Origin of the sequence: Actibacterium sp. EMB200-NS6 (genome assembly GCF_001305615.1) — a bacterium.
GTDB lineage: Bacteria > Pseudomonadota > Alphaproteobacteria > Rhodobacterales > Rhodobacteraceae > Actibacterium_A > Actibacterium_A naphthalenivorans.
Genome location: NZ_CP010869.1, coordinates 268,800 through 289,107, shown reverse-complemented (window position 1 = coordinate 289,107; position 20,308 = coordinate 268,800). Strand labels below are relative to the sequence as shown.

Genomic DNA, 20,308 nt, shown 5'->3' with positions numbered 1-20,308 from the left:
GGTCCGATTTCATTCACGAGCTTTGCATGCCGCACCCCCGGCGGAAACCCGCAACCGGCCGATTTCGCCGTTACCGGTAGAGCGCATCGGCGTGGAAGCTCACATGATCCTCCATGAACGAGGACACGAAAAAATAGCTGTGGTCATAGCCCTCGTGCATCCGGAAGGTGCCCGGCTGGCGCACCTCGGCGATGGCGGCGGCCAGCGCCTCTGGCTTCAGCAGGTCGAGAAACTGATCGCTGGCCCCCTGATCGATCAGCACCGGCCCGGCAAACCCGCCTTCCCGCATCAGCAGCGTGGCGTCATGGCGCGCCCAGGCATCGGTATCCGTGCCCAGATAGGCCGTCAGTTGCTTGCGCCCCCAGTCCGACATGCTGGGATGCGCGATCGGCGCGAAGGCCGAGACAGACGCATAGCGCCCCGGATGGTTCATCGCCAGCGTCAGCGCCCCGTGCCCACCCATGGAATGGCCGGTGATCGCCTGCCGCTCTTCATCCAGCGCGAAATTGTTGAACAACAGGCGCGGCAGTTCAGTGGCCACGTAATCCCACATCCGGTAATGCGGCGCCCAAGGCTCTTGAACGGCGTTCACATAGAACCCGGCGCCCTGCCCCAGATCATAGGCATCATCATCCGCCACCCCTTCGCCGCGCGGCGAGGTGTCGGGGAAGGCCAGCGCGATGCCATGTTCGGCCGCCCAGGCCTGGGCGCCGGACTTGGTCATGGCGTTTTCATGGGTGCAGGTCAGCCCCGACAGATACCACAAAAGAGGCACCGGGCCCTCGGCCGCCTCTTCGGGCAGGAACAGCCCGAAGGTCATGTTACATCCGCAAACATCGGAATCGTGGGAATAGACCCCCTGCACACCGTCAAAACAGCGGTTTTCGGAAACGGTTTCGAACATCTTGCCCTCCTGATGCCTGCCCTCAGGAGGTAACGTGCCTGCGCGGATGGGGCAAGGCTCAGAACCGCCGCGGGCGCGGCTAGCCGCTGCCGATCAGCACCCCGGCGGCAAATACGAGCGCCCCGCCCAGCACAACCTGAAACGCGGCGCGGAAGAATGGCGTGTCCATGTATTTCTTCTGGATCCAGGCAATCGCCCACAGCTCGACGAACACGACGATCATGGAAATGATCGTCGCCGTCCAGAAATGCGGGATAAGATAGGGCAGCGCATGGCCCAGCCCGCCAACAGCGGTCATCACCCCCGAGGCGATGCCCCGCTTCAAGGGCGACCCGCGCCCGGAAATCGCCCCGTCATCCGACGCCGCCTCGGTAAAGCCCATCGAGATGCCCGCGCCGACCGACGCGGCCAGCCCGACGATAAAGGTGGTCCAGGTATCCTGCGTTGCGAATGCGGTGGCGAAGATCGGCGCTAGGGTCGAGACGGAGCCGTCCATCAGCCCCGCCAGCCCGGGCTGAACCCAGGTCAGCACGAATTGCCGGTGGGCGGTGCGGCCTTCCCGGTCACGCGCCTCTTCATCAAGATGCGCTTTCACGGCCCCGCCGGCCAGCGCCGTATGGCCGGCCTCGGCCGCGGCCAGATCGCCCAGAAGCTCACGCGTGGCCGAGTCGGTGCTTTGCGCGGCGGCGCGAAGGTAGAACTGTTCGGCGTCACGCTCCATCATCTCGGCCTCTTCCCGGATCCGCTCCAGGCCAAGGTTCTGTGTCAGCCAGACCGGACGGCGGGCATAAAAGCCCGACACATGCTCGCGCCGGATCAGCGGAATGGTCGAGCCGAAACGCCGTTCATGAACGGAAATGAGGCGGCGGCGATGCGCGTCTTCCTCTTTGGCCATATCCTCGAACACCATGGCCGTGTCGGGAAACTCTTCGCGCAACTGCTCGGCATAGGTCCGGTAGATGCTGGCATCGTCTTCTTCCGATGCAATCGCCAGGGCGAGGATTTCCTGATCGCTGAGATCCGAAAAGCGCCGCCTCTGCGTGAAACCGGGAATCATGCTGCCATCCAAATTGTTAGAACAATTCTAAGATATTGAAACACCGCAGCGCCGCAATGCGAAAAATTGTCCGCCGGCTGTGGGCTCGACGGGCAGCTTGCCGGAACTGAACAGCTCGGTTTAAGGTTGTATGCACGAAAGGACGACAGCATGAGCGCCATCGACGGTGAGATCAAGAAAGGCCGCAAGTTCGAACAGGTTCTGGAAGGCGCGCGGGATGTCTTTCTGAACGACGGGTTCGAAGGCGCGAGCGTTGATGACATCGCCCGCGCGGCGCGGGTTTCCAAGGCGACACTCTACAGCTATTTCCCGGACAAGCGCCTTTTGTTCCTGGAAGTGGCCAAAACCGAATGCAACCGCCAGGCAGAGCGCGCCCTGTCGGCGATCGACCCCTCGGCGCCCGTGGCCGATGTTCTGCGCGCCACCGCCGACCATCTGGTGAGCTTTTCGCTGTCCGAGTTCGGGCAGAACGTGTTCCGCATCTGCGTGGCGGAAAGTGACCGATTCCCCGAACTCGGCCGTGCCTTCTACGATTCGGGTCCGGCCCATGTGCACAGCCATATCACGGCCTTTCTGGCACAGGCGGTCGCGCGCGGTGATCTTGTGATCGAGGATATCCCGCTGGCCGCCGATCAGTTCAGCGAGCTGTGCAAGGCCGATCTGTTCCTGCGAATGGTATTCGGCATGAACCGGCGCTTCACCAGCGAAGAAATCAACCGGGTCATCGACGGCGCCGTGGCCACCTTCATGGCGCGCTACGGCGCCTGATCCCACAGGGGCACCGACAGACGAAAAGACCCCCGCCATTGCTGGCAGGGGTCTCTCCGTCGAAATAGGCCCCGACGGTGCAGACTGGGTGGGGGCTGATACTCCGCACCGCCGGGGTAGCTCTCTCGCTACAGCTTCGTTGTCGCCGCCAAACCGGGCAGCGAATGGGTCGGCGCGCGGAAAAGCAAAGGTGATTTCCGGGCAAAACAGGGGCAATGCTTGATTTGCGGCGCAAACGGGTCCAGTTTTTGCACATGACAATTCAGACGCCCACGCCCTTTCCCGCCCCCCGCGCACCGGAACAGGTGAGCTTTGACCGGCAGGAGCTTGGGATGATCCTGTCGCTCTACGGGCGTATGGTGGCCGCTGGCGAATGGCGTGACTACGGCATTTCCTGCCTGCGCGAGGTTGCCGTGTTCTCTGTGTTTCGGCGCACCGCGGAACACCCGCTGTACCGTATCGAAAAGCGGCCCAAGCTGCGCGGACGGCAGGGAATGTATGCCGTGATCGGGATGGACGGGCAGATTCTGAAACGCGGGCACGATTTGAAAACGGTCCTGCGCGGGCTCGAGAAAAAGCTGATCCGCGCGGTGGACTAAAGCCGCCGCCGCGAGGTGACCGCGCCATCGCCCTGCGCCGCGATGCGGGCGATTGCCTCGGCGATCGGCTCATAGGCCACCGCCATGTGATGCGCGTTGGCATGGATCAGGGTTTCACCGTCAACCGCCATCGCCACATGGCCCTTCCAGAAATACAGATCGCCGCGCCGGGGCGGCGTGCCATCATCCAGCGGCTGGCCCAGAGCGGCCTCTTGCAGATCGGTATCGCCGGGGCAGGCCAACCCGGAAAACAGCAGCGCGGCCTGGATCAGACCCGAGCAATCCATGCCCCAGATCGAATTGCCGCCCCACAGATAGGGCGCGCCGAAATGCAGCTGGGCGATGGTCGCCGCGTCCTGAAACGGGCGGTTGAGCGGGCGCAGATGCGGCTTGGGGATGAAATACCCCTCTTCGGTCTCGAAAAACCCCCCGGCCCCCGAAACGACGCGAAACCGCGATCCGAAGGACAGCGGCATGATCTCCAGCCGCTTCATATCCGGCGCCGGATAGGCATGGGTGGCGGGCGTGCAGACGAAATGGGTGCTGTCGATCGCATCGCACAGATCCGCCGCGCGCAGATAGCCCACGTAGCCATCCTTCTGCGCCATGCCAAAGGCGAAGCCCCCGACGATCTCCAGCACCCGGAAGTGCTCGCCCGGCAAAAGCTGCCGGTCGCGGTGGCCGCATTCGGGCGCCGACCAGAGCGTGCTCAGCGGCACGCCGCCGATCTGGCGGATCTCTCCGGCGGCATAGCGCTCCGCCTGGATCTGCCCCTCCAGCTCGGCGGCGGCGACGCGGGCATTGGCCGGGATCAGGCGGCGGTCACTCATAGCGCCAGAAGCTCCGGCAGCGCCTCGAGGATCGCGCGGGCGCCCATGCCGACGCCACCCTTGGGCCGGGCCGGGGCCGCCGTGGGCTGCCAGCCGTAAATGTCGAAATGCAGATAGGCGGGGGCGGCGCTCACGAACCGGCGCAGGAACAGCGCGGCGGTGATCGAGCCGGCGAATCCCCCCTTGGGGGCATTGTCCAGATCGGCGATGCCCGGTTCGATCATAGCCTCATAGGGCGCGTGCAGCGGCATGCGCCAGACCGGATCTGCCACCGCCGCCGCAGCGCGGGCAATCGCATCCGCCGCATCATCCGACCCTGTGTAAAAGGGCGCGATATCGGGCCCGACCGCGACCCGCGCCGCGCCGGTCAGCGTCGCCATCGAGATGATGCAATCGCTCTGCTCCTCATCGGCCAGGGCCAGCGCGTCGGCCAGCACCAGCCGCCCCTCGGCATCGGTATTGTTGATTTCGACAGTCAGCCCCTTGCGCGAGGTCAGGATATCCTGCGGCCGGAACGACGCGCCCGAAACGGAATTCTCGACCGCCGGGATCAGCACCCGCAGCCGCAGCGGCAACCCCAGCGCCATGATCATATGCGCAAGGCCCAGAACGGTGGCCGCGCCGCCCATGTCCTTTTTCATCAGACCCATGGAAGAGGCCGGTTTCAGGTTCAGCCCGCCGGTATCGAAACACACGCCCTTGCCCACCAGCGTCAGGCGCGGGCCGGCATCGCCCCAGCGCATGTCCAGCAGGCGCGGCGCCTGCGCGGCGGCGCGGCCCACGGCGTGGATCATCGGGAAATTCTGCGCCAGAAGCGCGTCGCCGCGCACCGCGCCGACCTCGGCCCCGTGCTGCGCGGCCAGTGCGAACACCGCATCCTCCAGCGCCTCGGGGCCCATGTCGGCGGCGGGCGTATTGATCAGATCACGGGTCAGAACCTCGCCGGCCGCGATCGCCTCCAGCCGTGCCGCATCCACGCCCGCCGGCGCCTTCAGCGCGGCTGTGGCGCCGCTTTGCGCGCGATAGCGATCGAAGGCATAGCCCGACAGCAACCAGCCCAGCGCCTCTTCGGCCCGCGTATCGTCGGGCAGGTCGCAGCGCAGGTGATAGGTACCTTCGGGCAGAGCGGCGGCGGCGGCGGCAAGGTGGAACCGCCCGCGCGCACGGGCCGCAGGCGTGCCATAGCCCGCCACCGCCCCGGCAATCGCCCCGTCTTCGCCCGGCAACAGCCGCAACTCGCCAAGGCCGGCGCGGAAACCCGTCTGCTCCAGCCACTTGGCATGGGCGGCGGGCAGGGCCGCGCGAAACGCCTCCTGCCCGTCCTCCGCCACCACATGAACGGGGATCGAGGGCGCGGTGGGCGGGGCAAAGGTCGGCGGCATGGCACGCTCCGGTTTGGGAAACATGGCGCCAGACTAGCCGGATTGGCCCCGCCCGCAAGACCGGATCAGCCCGACATGTCCTGCAGATCCCACACCATTTTCAGCGATCGCCCGGCGACCCGTTCCAGCCGGGCGACCGTCGCCGCCTGGGCCACCTTGTCGCCTGCCCCCGCGGCCTCGCCGACATCGGCCGCAACGCGCGACAGGCTGGACAGGCCCAGCGGATCGGCGATGTCGCAGATCCGGTGCGCCCCCTGCACAAGGCCCGAACTGCGCCCGGCGCGCAGATAGCCCTTCATCCGCTCCAGCGTCACCGCCAGATCTTCCATCGCCCGCGCCACCGCGGCCTGCGCCCGCGCCTCGCCCAGTTCCACGTAAAGCAGCGCGAGCCGTTCCGGATCCATCCGTAAAGGTTCTTCCTGCCACAACATCACCACACCCGCCAATGCACACCCTCCGCGCTAACCCTGCCCCCACGGCCCGGACAGGTTGCGCCAGCGTCCTGAAAAAAGGGTTGCGCCCACGAGCAGAAATCGCTCGAATTTCCCTCAAATGCGCCCTAGAGAAAGAGTCATGACGAACGATACATCCGATATGAAAATCGCCCGCCCCCTGCCTTCTTATCTGATCCAGCGCTATCAGGGCTGGAAGGCAACCTCCTATGCCGAAAACAAGGTCTGGTACCGCCGTCTGGCCGAAGAGGGCCAGCGTCCGCGCGCCATGGTCATTTCCTGCTGCGACAGCCGAGTGCATGTCACCTCGATCTTCGGGGCCGATCAGGGCGAATTCTTCATCCATCGCAATATCGCCAATCTGGTCCCCCCCTACGAGCCCGACGGGGATCATCACGGCACGTCTGCCGCGGTCGAATATGCCGTGCGCGTGCTGAAGGTCACCAATCTGGTGGTGATGGGCCATTCGAACTGCGGCGGGGTGCAGGGCTGCCACGACATGTGCGCGGGCAATGCGCCGGAGCTTGAGGAAAAGACCAGCTTCATCGGCCGCTGGATGGACATTCTGCGCCCCGGATACGAGGCGGTAAAAGGCATCGCCGACCCGGCCGAGCAGATGCGCGCGCTGGAGAATCAGGCGATCATGACCTCGCTGAAAAACCTGATGACCTTCCCGTTTGTCAGAGACGCGATCGAGGCCGATCAGTTGAGCCTGCATGGCGTCTGGCACGATATCGGCGGCGGCGGGCTGTTCTACTACGCGCCCGACAAGGACGAATTCGTACCGGTCTGACATGAAAAAGGCGGCCTCGGGGGGCCGCCTTTCGAGATCTTCACTCATTGCGAACGGCGGGATCAGCCCTTCTTCAGACAGCGCTGGCCCAGAACCTCGGCGATCTGAACCGCGTTCAGCGCGGCGCCCTTGCGCAGGTTGTCGCTGACGCACCACAGGTTCAGCCCGTTGTCGATGGTGCTGTCCTGGCGGATCCGGCTGATGAACGTCGCGAAATCGCCCACGCATTCGACCGGGGTGATATAGCCGCCATCCTCGCGCTTATCGACGACCATCACGCCGGGCGCCTCGCGCAGGATGTCGCGCGCCTCGTCTTCGTCCAGGAAATCCTCGAACTCGATGTTGATCGCTTCGGAGTGTCCGACGAACACCGGCACCCGCACACAGGTTGCAGTGACCAGGATCGACGTGTCGATGATCTTCTTGGTCTCGGCCACCATCTTCCACTCTTCCTTGGTCGAGCCGTCTTCCAGGAAGGTGTCGATATGCGGGATCACGTTGAAGGCGATCTGCTTTGTGAATTTCGAGGGCTCTTTCTCCTGACCCGGCACATACATGCCCTTGGTCTGATCCCACAGCTCGTCCATGCCGTCCTTGCCCGCGCCGGAAACCGACTGATAGGTGGACACCACCACGCGCTTGATCCGGGCGCGGTCATGCAGCGGCTTGAGCGCCACCACCATCTGCGCGGTCGAGCAGTTGGGGTTGGCGATGATGTTCTTGCGGGAATACCCCTCGATCGCGTCGGCGTTCACCTCGGGCACGATCAGCGGCACGGCGGGATCGTAGCGATAGAGCGAGCTGTTGTCGATCACGACACAGCCCGCCTTGGCCGCCCTGGGCGCATAGATCTTGGTGGCGTCGGAACCGATGGCAAACAGCGCGATATCCCAGCCGCTGAAATCGAACGTGTCCAGATCCTTGGTCTTGAGCGTGGTATCGCCAAAGCTGACTTCGGTGCCGAGCGATTTGCGCGACGCAAGCGCCACGATCTCGTCGGTCGGGAACTGGCGCTCGGCCAGGATGTTCAGCATTTCGCGGCCCACGTTACCCGTGGCACCGACAACGGCGACTCTGTAGCCCATATTGGCTCTCCTAAGGTCTTGTGACTCGGCGCGGAGCTTTAGCGCAAACGGATCAGCGGCGAAAGGGGGGGCGCCGCTATTCGCCCGCCCCCGCCTCGCGCAGCTTGCGGCGGATCGCGATCGCATCCACCGTAACGCCCCCGGCCCCGTCAGGCTGTGTCTTGGGGTAATAGACATGGTCGAGATAGGTCATCACCGCACCGCGCAGCGCCGGATCGAAGCTCAGCGCCTCTGGCGCGGCCAGAACCCGCGAAAGCTCCGCCGCATCCCCCACCGGCGTCACCAGCCCGGGAATGGCGAAAAACGCTTCGCCCAGCGTGATCACCGGCTTGTCATGGAAAAACGCCTGCAGCCCGACCGAGGAATTGATGGTGATCACCCCGTCCGACGCTGCCACCTGCGCGAAGGTGTCGGTCTGGTTGTCCACCACGATACGGCCCCCGGCACGGGCCACCGCAGCGGCCAGCGGCTCGGCCAGCGAACTGCGGGCGGAGGGATGCTCCTTGACGCGAATATGCCACCCTTCGGGCAGGGCAGCGGCAGCCGTAGCCAGGGCGCCCAGCATCCTCTCCACGCTGCCGACCCAGCCGGCGAACAGGGTGATCTGGCTGTCGTTGGGCACCTGCAGCGGGCAGAACAGAAACCGGCCCGCCCCCTCGAGCGCCGAACCGTCCCCCTGCCCCACATCGGCGCGGCGCGAGGCGCGCGCGGTCAGGTTCGCGCCAAGCGCGCGCCAGGCGGCGCCCTGCCGGGCCGGATCCTGCGCCATCCAGTTCAGATAGAACGCCGGTTCGCGCGGCAGGCTGTTCTGCCCATTCACCCCCGACGGATCGATGGTGACGCGATCCGGAAACGGCGCAAGCTCGACAAACAGCCGCGCCGCGCCGGCATCACGCGCACCCTCCATGAAAGCCCGGCGCGATCCGGTCAGACCGTTCCAGCAGACGGCGACCCGATCTTTGTGCCGGGTGAAATAGCGCCGCGACCAGTTGTATTGCGCCCAGATCAGGCCGAATTTCAACGCCCTGCCCAGCCCGCCTTTGGGCTGGCGCTTGGCCACGGCCAGCGCCGCCCGCGCGCGCCGGGCACTTTCCGGGAAAGGCCGGAACGACAGGCCGATGAACGGCAGGCGTACACCCCCCCCCGCGGCATCCGCGATGGCGGCGAAGATGCTGTCTTTCTTTCTTGTCCATCCGGCAAGATAGGCGATCATGAAACATGCCCCGGCGATGCGTTCAGCGCGGCCACCCTAGCGGCGGGCCGCGCCGGATTCAAAGAGATCTGGCGGGGAAGATTGGTCGGGCTGAGAGGATTCGAACCTCCGACCCCCTGCTCCCGAAGCAGGTGCGCTACCAGGCTGCGCTACAGCCCGACCGTGACGGGCGAGTTATACCCCCTCGCGCGGTTTGACAAGCCCCCGCGCGCAGTCAGGCTCAAACCGGTTTGCGCCACAGCTTCTGCAATGCGCGGACCCGCGGCAACGGGCCGCTGGCAAAGCGGCTGCGGGTGTTCAGAACCGGCGAGTTCTCGGAGGTCGCGCCGGTGTCTTCGCGGAACACGATGTAGATGCCGCTGCAGATCACGATCGCCGCGCCGATGGCGGTGTTCATGTCCGGATATTCCGAAAAGAACAGCGCCCCGAAGATCACCGCCCAGATGATCTGGGAATATTGCATCGGCGCCACCACCACGGCGCTTCCCGCGCGATAGGCCGTGATCTGCAGAAGCGTCGCCAGGAAAACCAGCAGGGCCATCACCCCGAATCCACCCAGATCGACCAGTTCCACCGGCACATAGACGAAGGGCAGGATACAGGCCATCACCAGGAAATTCGCCACCATCGGATAAAGCAGCAGCACGACGCTGCGCTCTTCGTTGCCGATCTTGCGCACGATGACCGAGCCCAGCGCCGAAAACATCGCCGCCGACAGGGCCGCCAGATGACCGGCGGTCAGGGGGGTGGAGCCCGGCTGCAACACCACCATGACCCCGATCAGCCCCACCACGATGGCCCCGCCGCGACGCCAGCCGACCGTTTCACCCAGAATGGGAATCGCCAGCAACGTGATCATCAGCGGCGCGGCGAAGAGGATTGCATAAGTCTCTGCCAGCGGCAGGGTCGAGAAGGCATAGAAGACGGAAAGCGAACCGATCACCGCCGATGCGGTGCGCAGCGCTGTCCACCACGGGCGGCGCGGCTGCAGGTTGCCGTCGGTCCGGTCGCGGATCAGCATGATTGTGACGATGGGAAACCCGAACAGGACCGAAAAGAACACGATCTGGAACGCCGAATATTGCGCGCCCAGCAGCTTTACGATCACGTCGTGGCTGGAAAATACGGCAAATGCCAGAAGTGAGACAAGTGCACCACGGGTGTTCGACGGGTTTGCGGCTGGCATGGGCATTCCTGTTTTTTGCCTGTAACACGGTAGGCGGAAACGCAAACGGCGCAAGGCGGCCACCCTGCACCGTGCGTGAAAATACGCGCCGCGGCGCAGAAAGTTCCGCGCCGCCGGCGATTTGCCCGCTCTGACCTACAAAGAGGCGTCCAGCGCCGCGATCACCGCATCGCCCATGTCCGACGTGCTGGCGGGGGCGGTATCGCCGGCCTGCATCAGGTCGGCGGTGCGCACGCCATCGGCCAGCACCATTTCCACCGCCCGCTCCAGCCGCGTCGCCTCTTCGCCCTGATCGAAGGAATAGCGCAGCGCCATGGCGAAGCTCAGGATACAGGCACAGGGGTTGGCCTTGCCCTGGCCGGCAATGTCGGGGGCCGAGCCATGCACCGGCTCGTAGAGCGCCTTGGGGCGGCCGTTCGCCATCGGCGCGCCGAGGCTGGCAGAGGGCAGCATCCCCAGGCTGCCGGTCAGCATCGCGGCGGCGTCCGACAGCAGATCGCCGAACAGGTTATCGGTGACGATCACGTCAAACTGCTTGGGCGCGCGGACAAGCTGCATCGCGCCGGCGTCGGCATACATGTGGCTCAACTCGACATCGGGGTATTCCGCGTCATGCACCTCCTGCACCACGTCGCGCCACAGGATGCCGCTTTCCATCACATTGGCCTTTTCCATCGAGCAGACCTTGTTGCCACGCTTGCGGGCCAGCTCGAACGCCGACCGCGCCACCCGCGCGATCTCGCTCTCGGTGTAGCGCTGGGTGTTGATGCCCACACGCTCGTTGCCTTCCTTGATGATCCCGCGCGGCTCGCCGAAATAGATACCGCTGGTCAGCTCGCGCACGATCATGATGTCGAGCCCGGCGACGATGTCCTTTTTCAGCGAAGAGAAATCGGCCAGCGCGTCGAAACACTGCGCCGGGCGCAGGTTGGCGTAAAGGTCCATCTCCTTACGCAGGCGCAGCAGCCCGCGCTCGGGCTTCACGCTGAAATCAAGACTGTCGTACTTCGGGCCGCCCACGGCCCCCAGAAGCACCGCGTCGGCCTCTTGCGCCTTCGCCATCGTCTCGTCGGTCAGGGGGGTGCCGTGCACGTCATAGGCGGCGCCGCCCACAAGATCCTCGCTGACATCAAACTTCAGGCCGCGCCGCGCGTCGAACCAGCCGATGATCTTGCGCACCTCGGCCATGACTTCGGGGCCGATACCATCACCGGGCAGGATGAGAAGGGAAGGGTTGCTCATCGTCTTGTTTTCCTCACTTCAAGGGGTTGCCATCGCCTATCGGGTTGGTCAGGAGGGGTCAAGACGGATGGGCCGCGCGCCCGCCTCAGCCCCCCGGCGCCAGATCGACCCAGACAAGACGGTGGCGCGAGGCGGCAAGCGCCGCTTCATGCCCTTCCGCGCCCGGCGCGGGCCAGAACACACCCGCCCCCGCAACCGTCAGATCCGCCGAGGGCAGCACATAATCGACCCGCAGATTGCCCGGCCCGGCGTCGTCCCAGTCGGCGGTGTCCAGCGCCGGGTCGCCCTGATGCGCGGCATTCGCCGCCGCCGCACCGCCGGCACTGCGCGGTACCGGGTCCTGCAGACGCGGATCAGACAGAAAAGCGGCCATCGCCGCGCTCCGCCCGTCGCCATCGGCCGGGTCAAGATTGGCATCGCCCAACACGACGAACCCGCGCCCCGGCGGGGGGGCGCCGGGCAGCGCGCCATCCAGATACCGCGCCCAGAGGCGCAGCTCGTCGCGATTGCGCAGGCCGTTGCGGTCTTCCGGCCCGTCAAAGACCGGCGGCGTGGCGTGAAACGCCAGCAGATGCAGGGTCCGTTCACCAACCCGCACCGGCACGTCCCAGTGCCCGACCGACGAGAGGCGTTGAACCGCGTAGAGCGCCGCGCCGGGAAACAGCGTGCCGTCTGCCCGCGGCAGTTCCGCCCCCGGCAGATCGGCCCAGAGCAACCCCGAGAAATCGCGCACGCCACCCGTTTCGACCGGATAGCGCGACAGCACCGCCATGCCCCCCTGCCCCGGATAGCGGCCAAAACCCTGGGCATCGCGCGCGCCGTCGGTGCGTCCATCGCCGTCATGATCCAATCCGGTGCGCTGCCCGGAATTGGGCCGCAGCGCAAAGCGGAACGGATAATCGGCCCCGGCGCGGGACAGGGCGCCCGCCAGTGCCGCCAGCGTGACCCCGCCATGATCATAGTCGATCCCCTGCAACAGCACGATATCAGGGTCCGTCCGCACGATAACCTGCAGCACGGCTGAAACCTGTTCGTCCTTGCCCGACAGGATATCGCGCAGCAACAGGCCCGGCCCCTTGCGTGACAATTCGGTGTTGTAGGTGGCAATCCGCAACGGCTCTGCCCACAAGGGCACGGCCAGAAGACAGGCGATCAGGCCGGCTGCAAGGCGGGCTCTTGCTCCTGACCTTCGAGATCGGCCCGGCGGCGCTGTTCGCGGATCAGCTGCACGATCCGCTGCAGGGCAATGCCGCGCATGAAGAGGCTGGCGGGAAGAAGGGCCCATGCAGACACCGTCCAGATCAGGGTTTGATGGTTTTCCAGTGTGACCGGCTCGAAAAAGATCGAATAGGCCGTGACAAGCGCCGGAAAGAGAAACGGCATGAGAAAGCCCAAGGCAACATTGAAACGGGCGTCGCGGGTCAGGCGGGCCACCACATCGCCGCCGGCGGTCGGATCGAAGGTGGGCAGGTTGACCCAGACATTGAACGATCCGCTGCGGACGGGCCAGCGATTGATGCGAATGACGATCCACAGGATCGCCAGCGCCATGATCGAGATGAGATAGGCCATCCCCGCCGCCATGCGGACCAGCATCAGATGGGCCGGGTCGGCCCCTTCGGGCAGCATCATCACGATCAGCCGCACCGGGCTGTAGGGGAAATCGAGCACATGGCCGATCAGATAGCCGATGGCGCGCACGAATTCCGTCAGCGTTGTCTGTTCGGTCTGGCCGCGGCAGATCAGCGACAGCAGCGCGACAGTCACGAACATCGACAAGAAACGCACCCGGTTGAAGGGCGGCGCATCGCGGAACTCGACGATACCGGGATAGGTGGCGGAATATTCGAACAGCGTCAGCGCCCCGGCGAAAATGGCGACGAGTGCGACGATCTGGGCCGCGTCGGAGGAAACCGAAGGCAATACGAGAGAGGGCGTCGCGATGAATAACACCACGGCGAATGCACGCGCAACGGCCCCTGCCCATTGTCCGATCACTGCTCTCGTTCCCCAACCTGGCCAGACCCGGTACGATGCCGCGCCCTTGTTCCGTGTGGTCCCCGCACATTGTGGCGGGCTGCCTCAAATTTGCCCAATTTTTGCCTACTTTCACTGAAGTCAGCAAGACATTGTTAATATTAACGAATCTTTTCTGGCAATTTCGTGGAGAAACTGTCGCAGCTTTGCATCATTTCACGAAATGAAAAGGGCCGCCATAGATGGCGACCCAAGATGTTGTATATGCGCCGATTTCAGACCCAAGGCCGCTGGGTTTGCATTGTGGCCTCGAAGCTTTCGATCGCGGCCGCCTTTTCCAAGGTCAGACCGATATCGTCCAGTCCGTTCATAAGGCAATGCCTGCGGAACGGATCCACGTCGAAGGTGAAAACCTCTCCGTCCGAGGTGGTGATGGTCTGCGCGTCCAGATCGACCGTCATCCGGGCATTCTCGCCCTTCTCGGCGTCCTTCATCAGGATATCGACCTGCTCCTGCGGCAGCGCGATCGGCAGAATGCCGTTCTTGAAACAGTTGTTGTAGAAGATATCGGCGAAACTGGTCGCGATGACGCAGCGGATGCCGAAATCAAGCAAGGCCCAGGGCGCGTGTTCGCGGCTGGAACCGCAGCCGAAATTATCGCCACTCACCAGGATTTCCGCGTTGCGATAGGCGGGTTTGTTCAGCACGAAATCGGGGATTTCGTTGCGGTCGTCGTCATAGCGCATTTCGTCGAACAGATTCACACCGAGCCCGGTGCGCTTGATCGTTTTCAGAAACTGCTTGGGGATCAGCATGTCGGTATCGACATTGATCAGCGGCAGGGGCGCGGCAACGCCGGTGAGTTTTTCGAACTTGTCCATTTTGTCTCCGTTTCTGCGGCGGGCATCGGCCCGTGCCGCATCGGGTCATTCACAATTTTCGGGCGATCAGGCCGAAGGCGATAAAGCCCAGCCCGTCAGCGATCAGGTCAATCCCAAGCAGGATACCCAAAAGCTGGGTTCCCGCCGCCTGGACATCCGAGAAGATCAGCACACCGATCAGAAAGGTCACCGCGCCGGAAAGCAGCAGCAGCCAGAAAACCGGTGTGTCTCTCATCATCCAGGCCAGGAACAGCCGGAAGATCCCCATCACCAGAAGCAGGATACCGAGAACAAGCGTCAGAGAGATCGCCCCCGCCACCGGGTTGAAGAGCAGCGAGATGCCCAGCAGCAAGGCAAGCAGCCCGACAAGCCCGGTCCAGACCCGCCCGTCACCCGCGTCGGAGCGAAACGCGACAAGCAGCTGCACGATGCCGCTCAGCACGAACAGCGCGCCCACCAGGATATCCACGGCAAGCGTTGCCGCGAAAGGGTTTGCGAGGGCGAGAACGCCGCCCGCGATGAGCAGAATGCCGAAAAGCAGCCAAATGAGCCAGATCTTCATCAGAGTATCCAATTTCCGCGATTGAGATTCCGTGACAGCTTACATCACTTCCCGCACATCGGTCAGGTGTCCCGTGATCGCCGCTGCCGCCGCCATGGCGGGGCTCAGCAGATGGGTCCGGCCGCCGCGGCCCTGCCGCCCTTCGAAGTTGCGGTTGGACGTGGCCGCGCAGCGCTCGCCCGGCTGCAACTGATCGGGGTTCATCGCCAGGCACATCGAACAGCCCGCAAGGCGCCATTCGAAGCCCGCGTCGATGAAGATCTGCGCCAGACCCTCTTCCTCGGCCTGCGCGCGCACAAGACCCGAGCCGGGCACGACCATCGCGCGCATCCCGTCCTTGATCTTCTTGCCCTTCAGGATCGCGGCCGCGGCGCGCAGATCCTCGATCCGGCCATTGGTGCAGGACCCGATGAACACGGTGTCGATCTTGATATCGGTCAGCGGCATGCCGGGGGTCAGGCCCATGTATTCGAGCGAACGCTTGGCCGCCTCGACCTTGCCGCCGGTGAAATCCTCTGGCGCGGGCACGGTTCCGGAGATCGGCAGAACATCCTCGGGCGAGGTGCCCCAGGTGACGACCGGCGCGATATCCTCGCCCCTGATCGTGAGCACCTTGTCGAAATGCGCGCCTTCGTCGGTGTAGAGCGTCTTCCACCAGGCCAGCGCGGCCTCCCACTGGGCGCCTTTCGGCGCATGCGGGCGGCCCTTCACGTATTCGAAGGTCTTTTCGTCGGGCGCGATCAGGCCGGCGCGGGCGCCGCCCTCGATCGCCATGTTGCACACGGTCATGCGGCCTTCCATCGAAAGGTCACGGATCGCCTCGCCGCAATACTCGATGACATAGCCGGTGCCGCCGGCGGTGCCGGTTTCACCGATCACCGCCAGGGTGATATCCTTGGCGGTGACACCGGGGCGCAGCTTGCCGGTGATCTCGACCTTCATGTTCTTCGATTTCTTCTGGATCAGCGTCTGGGTGGCCAGCACATGCTCCACCTCTGACGTGCCGATGCCATGGGCCAGCGCGCCGAACGCGCCATGGGTGGCGGTGTGGCTGTCGCCGCAGACCACGGTCATGCCCGGCAAGGTCCAGCCCTGTTCGGGGCCGACGATATGCACGATGCCCTGGCGCACGTCATCCACGGGGTAATAGTTGATGCCGAAATCCTTGGCGTTCTTGTCGAGCGCCTCGACCTGAATGCGGCTTTCGGGGTTGGAGATGCCGTTCACACGGTCCAGCGTGGTGGGCACGTTGTGATCGGGCACGGCGATCGTCTTGTCCGGCGCGTGCACCGTGCGGCCCGCCATCCGCAGACCTTCAAAGGCCTGCGGGCTGGTCACTTCGTGCACCAGATGGCGGTCGATATACAGAAGGCAAGTGCCATCCTCGGCCTCATGGGCCAGATGGGCATCCCAGATTTTGTCATAGAGTGTCTTCGGGGCGGTCATGATGGTCCTCTCCCGCGGAATTTGTCAGTGATCAGTGAAAACGGAAACGGGTGCCGGCCTCATAGGCCCGCACGCACCGTCAGCGTCGCACCGAAGAACCGCCAGGGCAGCCGCGCGCGATCGTCCATATCGAAAATCCGTTTCATGAGCGCTCAGATACTCCTTCGGCCCGAGTCTATCAAGGGCGCACACTTGCCGCGCTGTTTGCGCCGGTGCATGTTACGTTTCCGGGCCGATGGATTTGGGGACGTATACGGTATCACAGATGGATCAGTTGGAGTCCCTCTTCTCTCAGGCCCGGAATTTCGGGCTAAGCCTGACAACGCCCGGCTGGCGGCTCTATCAGATCGGCATCATCCTTGGCCTGTTCCTTGTGGCCCAGATTGCCACCTGGGTTCTCGGCCCCCGCCTGCGCGACAGGATGCGCACGCTCGAGGGCTGGCCGAAATGGCGCCTGCGCACGCTGCTGGTGCTGCACAAACGGCTGCGGCTGATCCTCTTCGTCGCGCTGGCCTGGTGCACCGTGTGGTTCATGCGCGAGGTCACCTGGCCCTCGCGCAGCTATCTGATCGGGCTCGCGGCAACGCTTGCCACCGCCTGGCTGTTCGTCGGCCTTGCCGCGCGGCTGGTGCGAAACCGCTTTTTGCGCCGGATGGTGACGTGGGGCCTGTGGATCTATGTCACCCTCTATTTCCTCGGCCTGACCGAAGAGGTCGGCAGCTTCCTTGACGGGTTCGCCATCGCCTTTGGCGATTTCCGCCTGTCGGCACTGGCGGTGCTGAAGGCGCTGGTCGTCACCGGAATCCTCTTCACCCTCGCGCGGCTGATCTCGCAGACCACCTCGGCGCGGATCCAGACCAACGAGGATATCTCGCCCTCGATGCGGGTGCTGGCGGTGAAGCTGCTTCAGGTCACGCTCTACGGCGCGGCCTTCTTCATCGGGCTCAAGGCGGTCGGGTTCGACCTGACGGGGCTGGCGGTACTGTCGGGCGCGATCGGCGTCGGGCTTGGCTTCGGCCTGCAGAAAGTCGTGTCGAACCTCGTGTCGGGGGTGATCATCCTCCTCGACAAGTCAATCAAGCCCGGTGACGTCATCAGCCTTGGCGACACGTTCGGCTGGATCAACTCTCTGGGTGCGCGCTACGTGTCGGTGGTGACGCGGGACGGCAAGGAATACCTGATCCCGAACGAGGATCTGATCACCAGCCAGGTGGTCAACTGGTCGCACACCAATGATTTCGTGCGGCTGGATATCTATTTCGGCACCGCCTATTCCGACGACCCCCACAAGGTGCGCGCGATCGCGATCGAGGCCGCGCAAAGCGTGGGCCGGGTTCTGAACTCCCGCCCGCCGGTGTGCCATATCGTGGGCTTCGGCGACAGCTCGGTCGATTACATCCTGCGGTTCTGGATCACCGACCCCACCGGCGGCCTGACCAATGTGCGCGGCGCCGTCTATCTGGCGCTTTGGGACGCGTTCAAGGAGCACGGCATCTCCATCCCCTTCCCGCAGCGCGAGGTGAAGGTGCTGGAGGGCAGCCGCCTGCACACCACCGCCGCGCCCGATTAGACCCGGCCGCCCCGATCCAGATACACCCGCCCGCCGATCGCCCTGCGGTGCAGCCGCTGCGCGAACGCCCCGCTGGCCGCATCCGCCACATCGTCGGTGGCGGCTTCGGCCTCGGGCGTAAACAGCGGCAGCACGCGGCCATCGGCCTGATACCCCACGCCCAGCAGCGACAGGACCGTCGGCGCGATGTCGATCAGCCCGGCCGGCGTCATGTCAACAGCGCCGCGGCGCCCGTCGGGCACGTCGCAGATCAGAACCGTGTTCATCTCATGCCGGTTCAAACCGCCATGCATCCCGCCGCCCAGCGGCACGCCGGCGGTATAGGCGCCCCTGCCGGGCAAGCCGTGGGCGTCCGCGCCCTCGTCCGAGCGCATGACGTAGTAAAGCTCGGGACAGCGTTCATGGGTGTGATGCACCAAAGACATCGGCAGCGCGCCCGGGATGGCACTGGCAAGATCGTCGCGGGCGAACACCATGCCGATATCATCCGATCCCATCAGCCATTGCGCCGCCGCGCCGGGCAGGGCCGGATCATCGCTCAGCATCCGCAGCTCGCCCATGTTGCCACGGGTGATCGCGATGCGGGTGTCCTTGTCAGGCCGGTGATGGGCGGGCAGGCCCGCCGCGTTCATCTGCGCGCCCAGATCGACCTCTTTGGTGGTGCTGATCTGGCCGTGATCCGACATGGCGATGATCGCCGTGCGCGCGCCGCCCGGGCCGGAGCGGATGTGATCCACCAGCATGCCGAACACCGCATCGGCTGCCGCCATCACCGCGCGCGACTGCTCGGAACCGATCTGGCAATAGTGGAACGAGGTATCGGGCTCGGGCAGCCAGACCAGCGACACATCCGGTTGATCCTCTCCCAGCGCCAAGCCTCGGAGCACACGCCCGGCGTAATCAACCACGTCGAATTTCGGCACATCCATCGCCGGCAGACCGCCACACAGCGCAATGCCGCGCGCCACGGCTTCGGGTGTCTGGGTCGCGGCCTCGCCATGCACCGAAAAGGTCCAGTGGCCATTGCGCGCCACATCGTGGTTGATCAGAAACGCCGCCCCGGCCGAACCGCAATGCACCGCCCCCATCCGCTTGCCCTGCGCGGCCAGCGCCTGGCCCAGGCTCTGCGTTGTGACGATCGCGTCCAGCCGTTCGCGCATCAGCGCCAGATGCGCGAAATCCGACGTGTCGATCGGCGCGCCGGGCAACAGGCCGGGCATGTGAAAGGCATTGTTGATGATGCCGTGCCGGCCCGGCCATGCCCCGGTGGCGGTGCTGGTCGTCGCCACCCGCGTGACCGACGGAAAGACCGAACGCGCCTCGCGGAACCACAGGTTTTCCGCCGCGAACGCCTCCAGCCGCGGCATCCTTCCGGCGATCATGTCGGGGCGCAGGCCATCGAAGACGATGATGACGATCTTGTCGGCGGCGCTCATGCCTGAACCTCGTTCACGATCTGGCTGAAACCCTGCGCGGCGCGCAGCGTCTGCGCCTCGGCATGGGCCAGGAAATTGCGCTTGATCTCGATCACCACGCGGGTGCCCTGCCGCACCGGAAGCCGCGCCGCCAGCGCCTCGAAATCGACCGCGCCAAAACCAGCCGGCGCGTGCATGTCGCCCACGCCGAAGAAATGCCGCTCGCCCTCATGAGTCCAGGGAAAGGTGGACGGCAGGCCGGTGCTGTCGGAAAAATGGATATGCCCGATCCACGGGGCCAGCGCGGCGCAGGCGCCGATCATATCGAACCCCCAGAGCACCGCGCCCTGCTGCGCATGGCTGATGTCGAGACAGGCCATCACCGCATCATGGTTCAGCCGGTCAAGCTGTTGCGCAAGCAATCTCGGGTCCAGCGAATAGGAGGTCTCCTCGCCCGCGATCACCCGCCGGTTGGGAGAGATATTCTCATACGCGATCTGCACGCCCAGTGCGGCGGCGCGGTCGGCCACGGGGCCAAGCTGTTCCAGCTCGAACTGGTAAAGCTGCGCCTGGCAATCCACCCAATCCTTCGGATGCACCCGGCCGGGATGGATGACGACGGCTTTCGCGCCGACCTCCGCCGCGAGTTCCAGCGATACGATCGCGGCGCGCTGCATCAGCCCCGCGTGATCCTCGTCCATCAGGTTGATGGCGATGGGCGCGTGCATGGAATAGGCCAGATCATGCGCCGCCATGATCTGCCGCAGCGCCGCCACCCGGTCGGGGATCAGACGGCAGGCGATGACGGCGTCAAGCCCGACAGCGGTGATTTCGGCCCCGGTACAGCCGATCTCCTCCATATGCGCCAGGCGCGCGGGGAGGCGCGTCAGATCGCCCTCGGCCCCGCCGGTGTTGAAGCCTGTTGCGATGATACGGTCTGTCATGC

The 20,308-nt window shown here is 64.9% G+C and carries 20 protein-coding genes and 1 tRNA gene; 4 read left to right on the top strand and 17 right to left on the bottom strand.

The window, feature by feature from the left end; translation table 11 throughout:
- Positions 1-70: 70 nt before the first annotated feature.
- Together fghA and mbfA are read right to left on the bottom strand one after the other, a co-directional pair.
- Entirely contained in the window at positions 71-904 is an 834-nt protein-coding gene (gene fghA, locus TQ29_RS01370; protein ID WP_054537728.1) for an S-formylglutathione hydrolase, read from the bottom strand.
- Positions 905-983: 79 nt separating this feature from the next.
- Complete coding sequence (mbfA, locus tag TQ29_RS01365) at positions 984-1,961, bottom strand: iron exporter MbfA (protein WP_037206858.1); 978 nt, start codon at positions 1,959-1,961, stop codon at positions 984-986.
- A 150-nt stretch (positions 1,962-2,111) separates the two neighbouring features.
- On the opposite strand from mbfA, the gene TQ29_RS01360 reads away from it, so the two are divergent.
- Positions 2,112-2,729 (top strand): TetR/AcrR family transcriptional regulator, encoded by a 618-nt coding sequence (locus TQ29_RS01360; RefSeq protein WP_054537727.1) that lies wholly within the window; start codon positions 2,112-2,114, stop codon positions 2,727-2,729.
- A 254-nt stretch (positions 2,730-2,983) separates the two neighbouring features.
- Positions 2,984-3,328 carry a DUF2794 domain-containing protein gene (locus TQ29_RS01355; RefSeq protein ID WP_054540273.1) on the top strand — a complete coding sequence of 115 codons (345 nt, stop codon included), beginning with the start codon at positions 2,984-2,986 and terminating at the stop codon, positions 3,326-3,328.
- Here the strand turns inward: TQ29_RS01355 and TQ29_RS01350 are convergent.
- The 3 genes from TQ29_RS01350 to TQ29_RS01340 form a co-directional block, all read right to left on the bottom strand.
- Positions 3,325-4,158: an NlpC/P60 family protein gene (locus TQ29_RS01350; protein WP_054537726.1), complete on the bottom strand. Its 834-nt coding sequence runs from the start codon at positions 4,156-4,158 to the stop codon at positions 3,325-3,327. The two genes, TQ29_RS01355 and TQ29_RS01350, sit on opposite strands and share 4 nt — an antisense overlap.
- Positions 4,155-5,540, bottom strand: a complete 1,386-nt coding sequence (locus tag TQ29_RS01345) for a M17 family metallopeptidase (protein ID WP_054537725.1) — start codon at positions 5,538-5,540, stop codon at positions 4,155-4,157. Before TQ29_RS01345 ends, TQ29_RS01350 begins: the two co-directional genes overlap by 4 nt.
- Before the next feature lie 65 nt (positions 5,541-5,605).
- Positions 5,606-5,944, bottom strand: a complete 339-nt coding sequence (locus TQ29_RS01340) for a hypothetical protein (RefSeq protein ID WP_052071316.1) — start codon at positions 5,942-5,944, stop codon at positions 5,606-5,608.
- A 190-nt stretch (positions 5,945-6,134) separates the two neighbouring features.
- Here TQ29_RS01340 and TQ29_RS01335 point away from each other — a divergent pair, with 190 nt between their 5' ends.
- On the top strand, positions 6,135-6,785 hold the full coding sequence (locus TQ29_RS01335) for a carbonic anhydrase (protein ID WP_054540272.1): 651 nt from the start codon (positions 6,135-6,137) through the stop codon (positions 6,783-6,785).
- 62 nt (positions 6,786-6,847) lie between these two features.
- Here the strand turns inward: TQ29_RS01335 and TQ29_RS01330 are convergent, their stop codons facing one another.
- The 10 genes from TQ29_RS01330 to leuC all read right to left on the bottom strand — a co-directional run bounded on the left by TQ29_RS01330 (position 6,848) and on the right by leuC (position 16,377).
- Positions 6,848-7,870 (bottom strand): aspartate-semialdehyde dehydrogenase, encoded by a 1,023-nt coding sequence (locus tag TQ29_RS01330; RefSeq protein WP_054537724.1) that lies wholly within the window; start codon positions 7,868-7,870, stop codon positions 6,848-6,850.
- Positions 7,871-7,946: 76 nt separating this feature from the next.
- On the bottom strand, positions 7,947-9,083 hold the full coding sequence (locus TQ29_RS01325) for a capsular biosynthesis protein (RefSeq protein ID WP_054537723.1): 1,137 nt from the start codon (positions 9,081-9,083) through the stop codon (positions 7,947-7,949).
- Between the two features lie 82 nt (positions 9,084-9,165).
- Positions 9,166-9,242, bottom strand: a tRNA-Pro gene (locus tag TQ29_RS01320).
- A 61-nt stretch (positions 9,243-9,303) separates the two neighbouring features.
- Entirely contained in the window at positions 9,304-10,269 is a 966-nt protein-coding gene (locus TQ29_RS01315; RefSeq protein WP_037206883.1) for a DMT family transporter, read from the bottom strand.
- Positions 10,270-10,404: 135 nt separating this feature from the next.
- Positions 10,405-11,511 carry a 3-isopropylmalate dehydrogenase gene (gene leuB, locus TQ29_RS01310; RefSeq protein ID WP_054537722.1) on the bottom strand — a complete coding sequence of 369 codons (1,107 nt, stop codon included), beginning with the start codon at positions 11,509-11,511 and terminating at the stop codon, positions 10,405-10,407.
- Positions 11,512-11,596: 85 nt separating this feature from the next.
- Positions 11,597-12,625, bottom strand: coding sequence for an endonuclease/exonuclease/phosphatase family protein (locus TQ29_RS01305; RefSeq protein WP_235974404.1), 1,029 nt, complete (start codon positions 12,623-12,625; stop codon positions 11,597-11,599).
- Between the two features lie 38 nt (positions 12,626-12,663).
- On the bottom strand, positions 12,664-13,509 hold the full coding sequence (locus TQ29_RS01300; RefSeq protein ID WP_054537721.1) for a hypothetical protein: 846 nt from the start codon (positions 13,507-13,509) through the stop codon (positions 12,664-12,666).
- 254 nt (positions 13,510-13,763) lie between these two features.
- Complete coding sequence (leuD, locus tag TQ29_RS01295) at positions 13,764-14,369, bottom strand: 3-isopropylmalate dehydratase small subunit (RefSeq protein ID WP_054537720.1); 606 nt, start codon at positions 14,367-14,369, stop codon at positions 13,764-13,766.
- A 49-nt stretch (positions 14,370-14,418) separates the two neighbouring features.
- The gene (locus TQ29_RS01290) at positions 14,419-14,931 is read right to left on the bottom strand and encodes an HdeD family acid-resistance protein (protein WP_054537719.1); all 513 of its coding nucleotides are present in this window, start codon (positions 14,929-14,931) and stop codon (positions 14,419-14,421) included.
- Positions 14,932-14,970: 39 nt separating this feature from the next.
- A complete protein-coding gene (gene leuC, locus TQ29_RS01285) occupies positions 14,971-16,377 on the bottom strand; it encodes a 3-isopropylmalate dehydratase large subunit (protein WP_054537718.1) in 1,407 nt (468 codons plus the stop codon).
- 265 nt (positions 16,378-16,642) lie between these two features.
- On the opposite strand from leuC, the gene TQ29_RS01280 reads away from it, so the two are divergent.
- Positions 16,643-17,947, top strand: a complete 1,305-nt coding sequence (locus TQ29_RS01280) for a mechanosensitive ion channel family protein (RefSeq protein WP_235974405.1) — start codon at positions 16,643-16,645, stop codon at positions 17,945-17,947.
- Here the strand turns inward: TQ29_RS01280 and TQ29_RS01275 are convergent.
- Together TQ29_RS01275 and TQ29_RS01270 are read right to left on the bottom strand one after the other, a co-directional pair.
- Entirely contained in the window at positions 17,944-19,383 is a 1,440-nt protein-coding gene (locus TQ29_RS01275) for an alkaline phosphatase family protein (protein WP_054537716.1), read from the bottom strand. The genes TQ29_RS01280 and TQ29_RS01275 overlap by 4 nt on opposite strands.
- Positions 19,380-20,306 (bottom strand): sugar phosphate isomerase/epimerase, encoded by a 927-nt coding sequence (locus TQ29_RS01270; protein ID WP_054537715.1) that lies wholly within the window; start codon positions 20,304-20,306, stop codon positions 19,380-19,382. The genes TQ29_RS01275 and TQ29_RS01270 overlap by 4 nt, the downstream gene beginning before the upstream one ends.
- Positions 20,307-20,308 lie beyond the last annotated feature (2 nt).

Bases quoted from the DNA above. Each gene is read 5' to 3' on its own strand.
- TQ29_RS01330 (WP_054537724.1), bottom strand. From the start codon at position 7,870: ATGGGCTACAGAGTCGCCGTTGTCGGTGCCACGGGTAACGTGGGCCGC.
- TQ29_RS01355 (WP_054540273.1), top strand. From the start codon at position 2,984: ATGACAATTCAGACGCCCACGCCCTTTCCCGCCCCCCGCGCACCGGAA.
- TQ29_RS01315 (WP_037206883.1), bottom strand. From the start codon at position 10,269: ATGCCAGCCGCAAACCCGTCGAACACCCGTGGTGCACTTGTCTCACTT.
- TQ29_RS01360 (WP_054537727.1), top strand. From the start codon at position 2,112: ATGAGCGCCATCGACGGTGAGATCAAGAAAGGCCGCAAGTTCGAACAG.
- TQ29_RS01270 (WP_054537715.1), bottom strand. From the start codon at position 20,306: ATGACAGACCGTATCATCGCAACAGGCTTCAACACCGGCGGGGCCGAG.
- TQ29_RS01325 (WP_054537723.1), bottom strand. From the start codon at position 9,083: ATGATCGCCTATCTTGCCGGATGGACAAGAAAGAAAGACAGCATCTTC.
- TQ29_RS01340 (WP_052071316.1), bottom strand. From the start codon at position 5,944: ATGGATCCGGAACGGCTCGCGCTGCTTTACGTGGAACTGGGCGAGGCG.
- TQ29_RS01335 (WP_054540272.1), top strand. From the start codon at position 6,135: ATGAAAATCGCCCGCCCCCTGCCTTCTTATCTGATCCAGCGCTATCAG.
- fghA (WP_054537728.1), bottom strand. From the start codon at position 904: ATGTTCGAAACCGTTTCCGAAAACCGCTGTTTTGACGGTGTGCAGGGG.
- TQ29_RS01345 (WP_054537725.1), bottom strand. From the start codon at position 5,540: ATGCCGCCGACCTTTGCCCCGCCCACCGCGCCCTCGATCCCCGTTCAT.
- leuB (WP_054537722.1), bottom strand. From the start codon at position 11,511: ATGAGCAACCCTTCCCTTCTCATCCTGCCCGGTGATGGTATCGGCCCC.
- TQ29_RS01290 (WP_054537719.1), bottom strand. From the start codon at position 14,931: ATGAAGATCTGGCTCATTTGGCTGCTTTTCGGCATTCTGCTCATCGCG.
- leuC (WP_054537718.1), bottom strand. From the start codon at position 16,377: ATGACCGCCCCGAAGACACTCTATGACAAAATCTGGGATGCCCATCTG.
- TQ29_RS01280 (WP_235974405.1), top strand. From the start codon at position 16,643: ATGGATCAGTTGGAGTCCCTCTTCTCTCAGGCCCGGAATTTCGGGCTA.
- mbfA (WP_037206858.1), bottom strand. From the start codon at position 1,961: ATGATTCCCGGTTTCACGCAGAGGCGGCGCTTTTCGGATCTCAGCGAT.
- leuD (WP_054537720.1), bottom strand. From the start codon at position 14,369: ATGGACAAGTTCGAAAAACTCACCGGCGTTGCCGCGCCCCTGCCGCTG.
- TQ29_RS01275 (WP_054537716.1), bottom strand. From the start codon at position 19,383: ATGAGCGCCGCCGACAAGATCGTCATCATCGTCTTCGATGGCCTGCGC.
- TQ29_RS01350 (WP_054537726.1), bottom strand. From the start codon at position 4,158: ATGAGTGACCGCCGCCTGATCCCGGCCAATGCCCGCGTCGCCGCCGCC.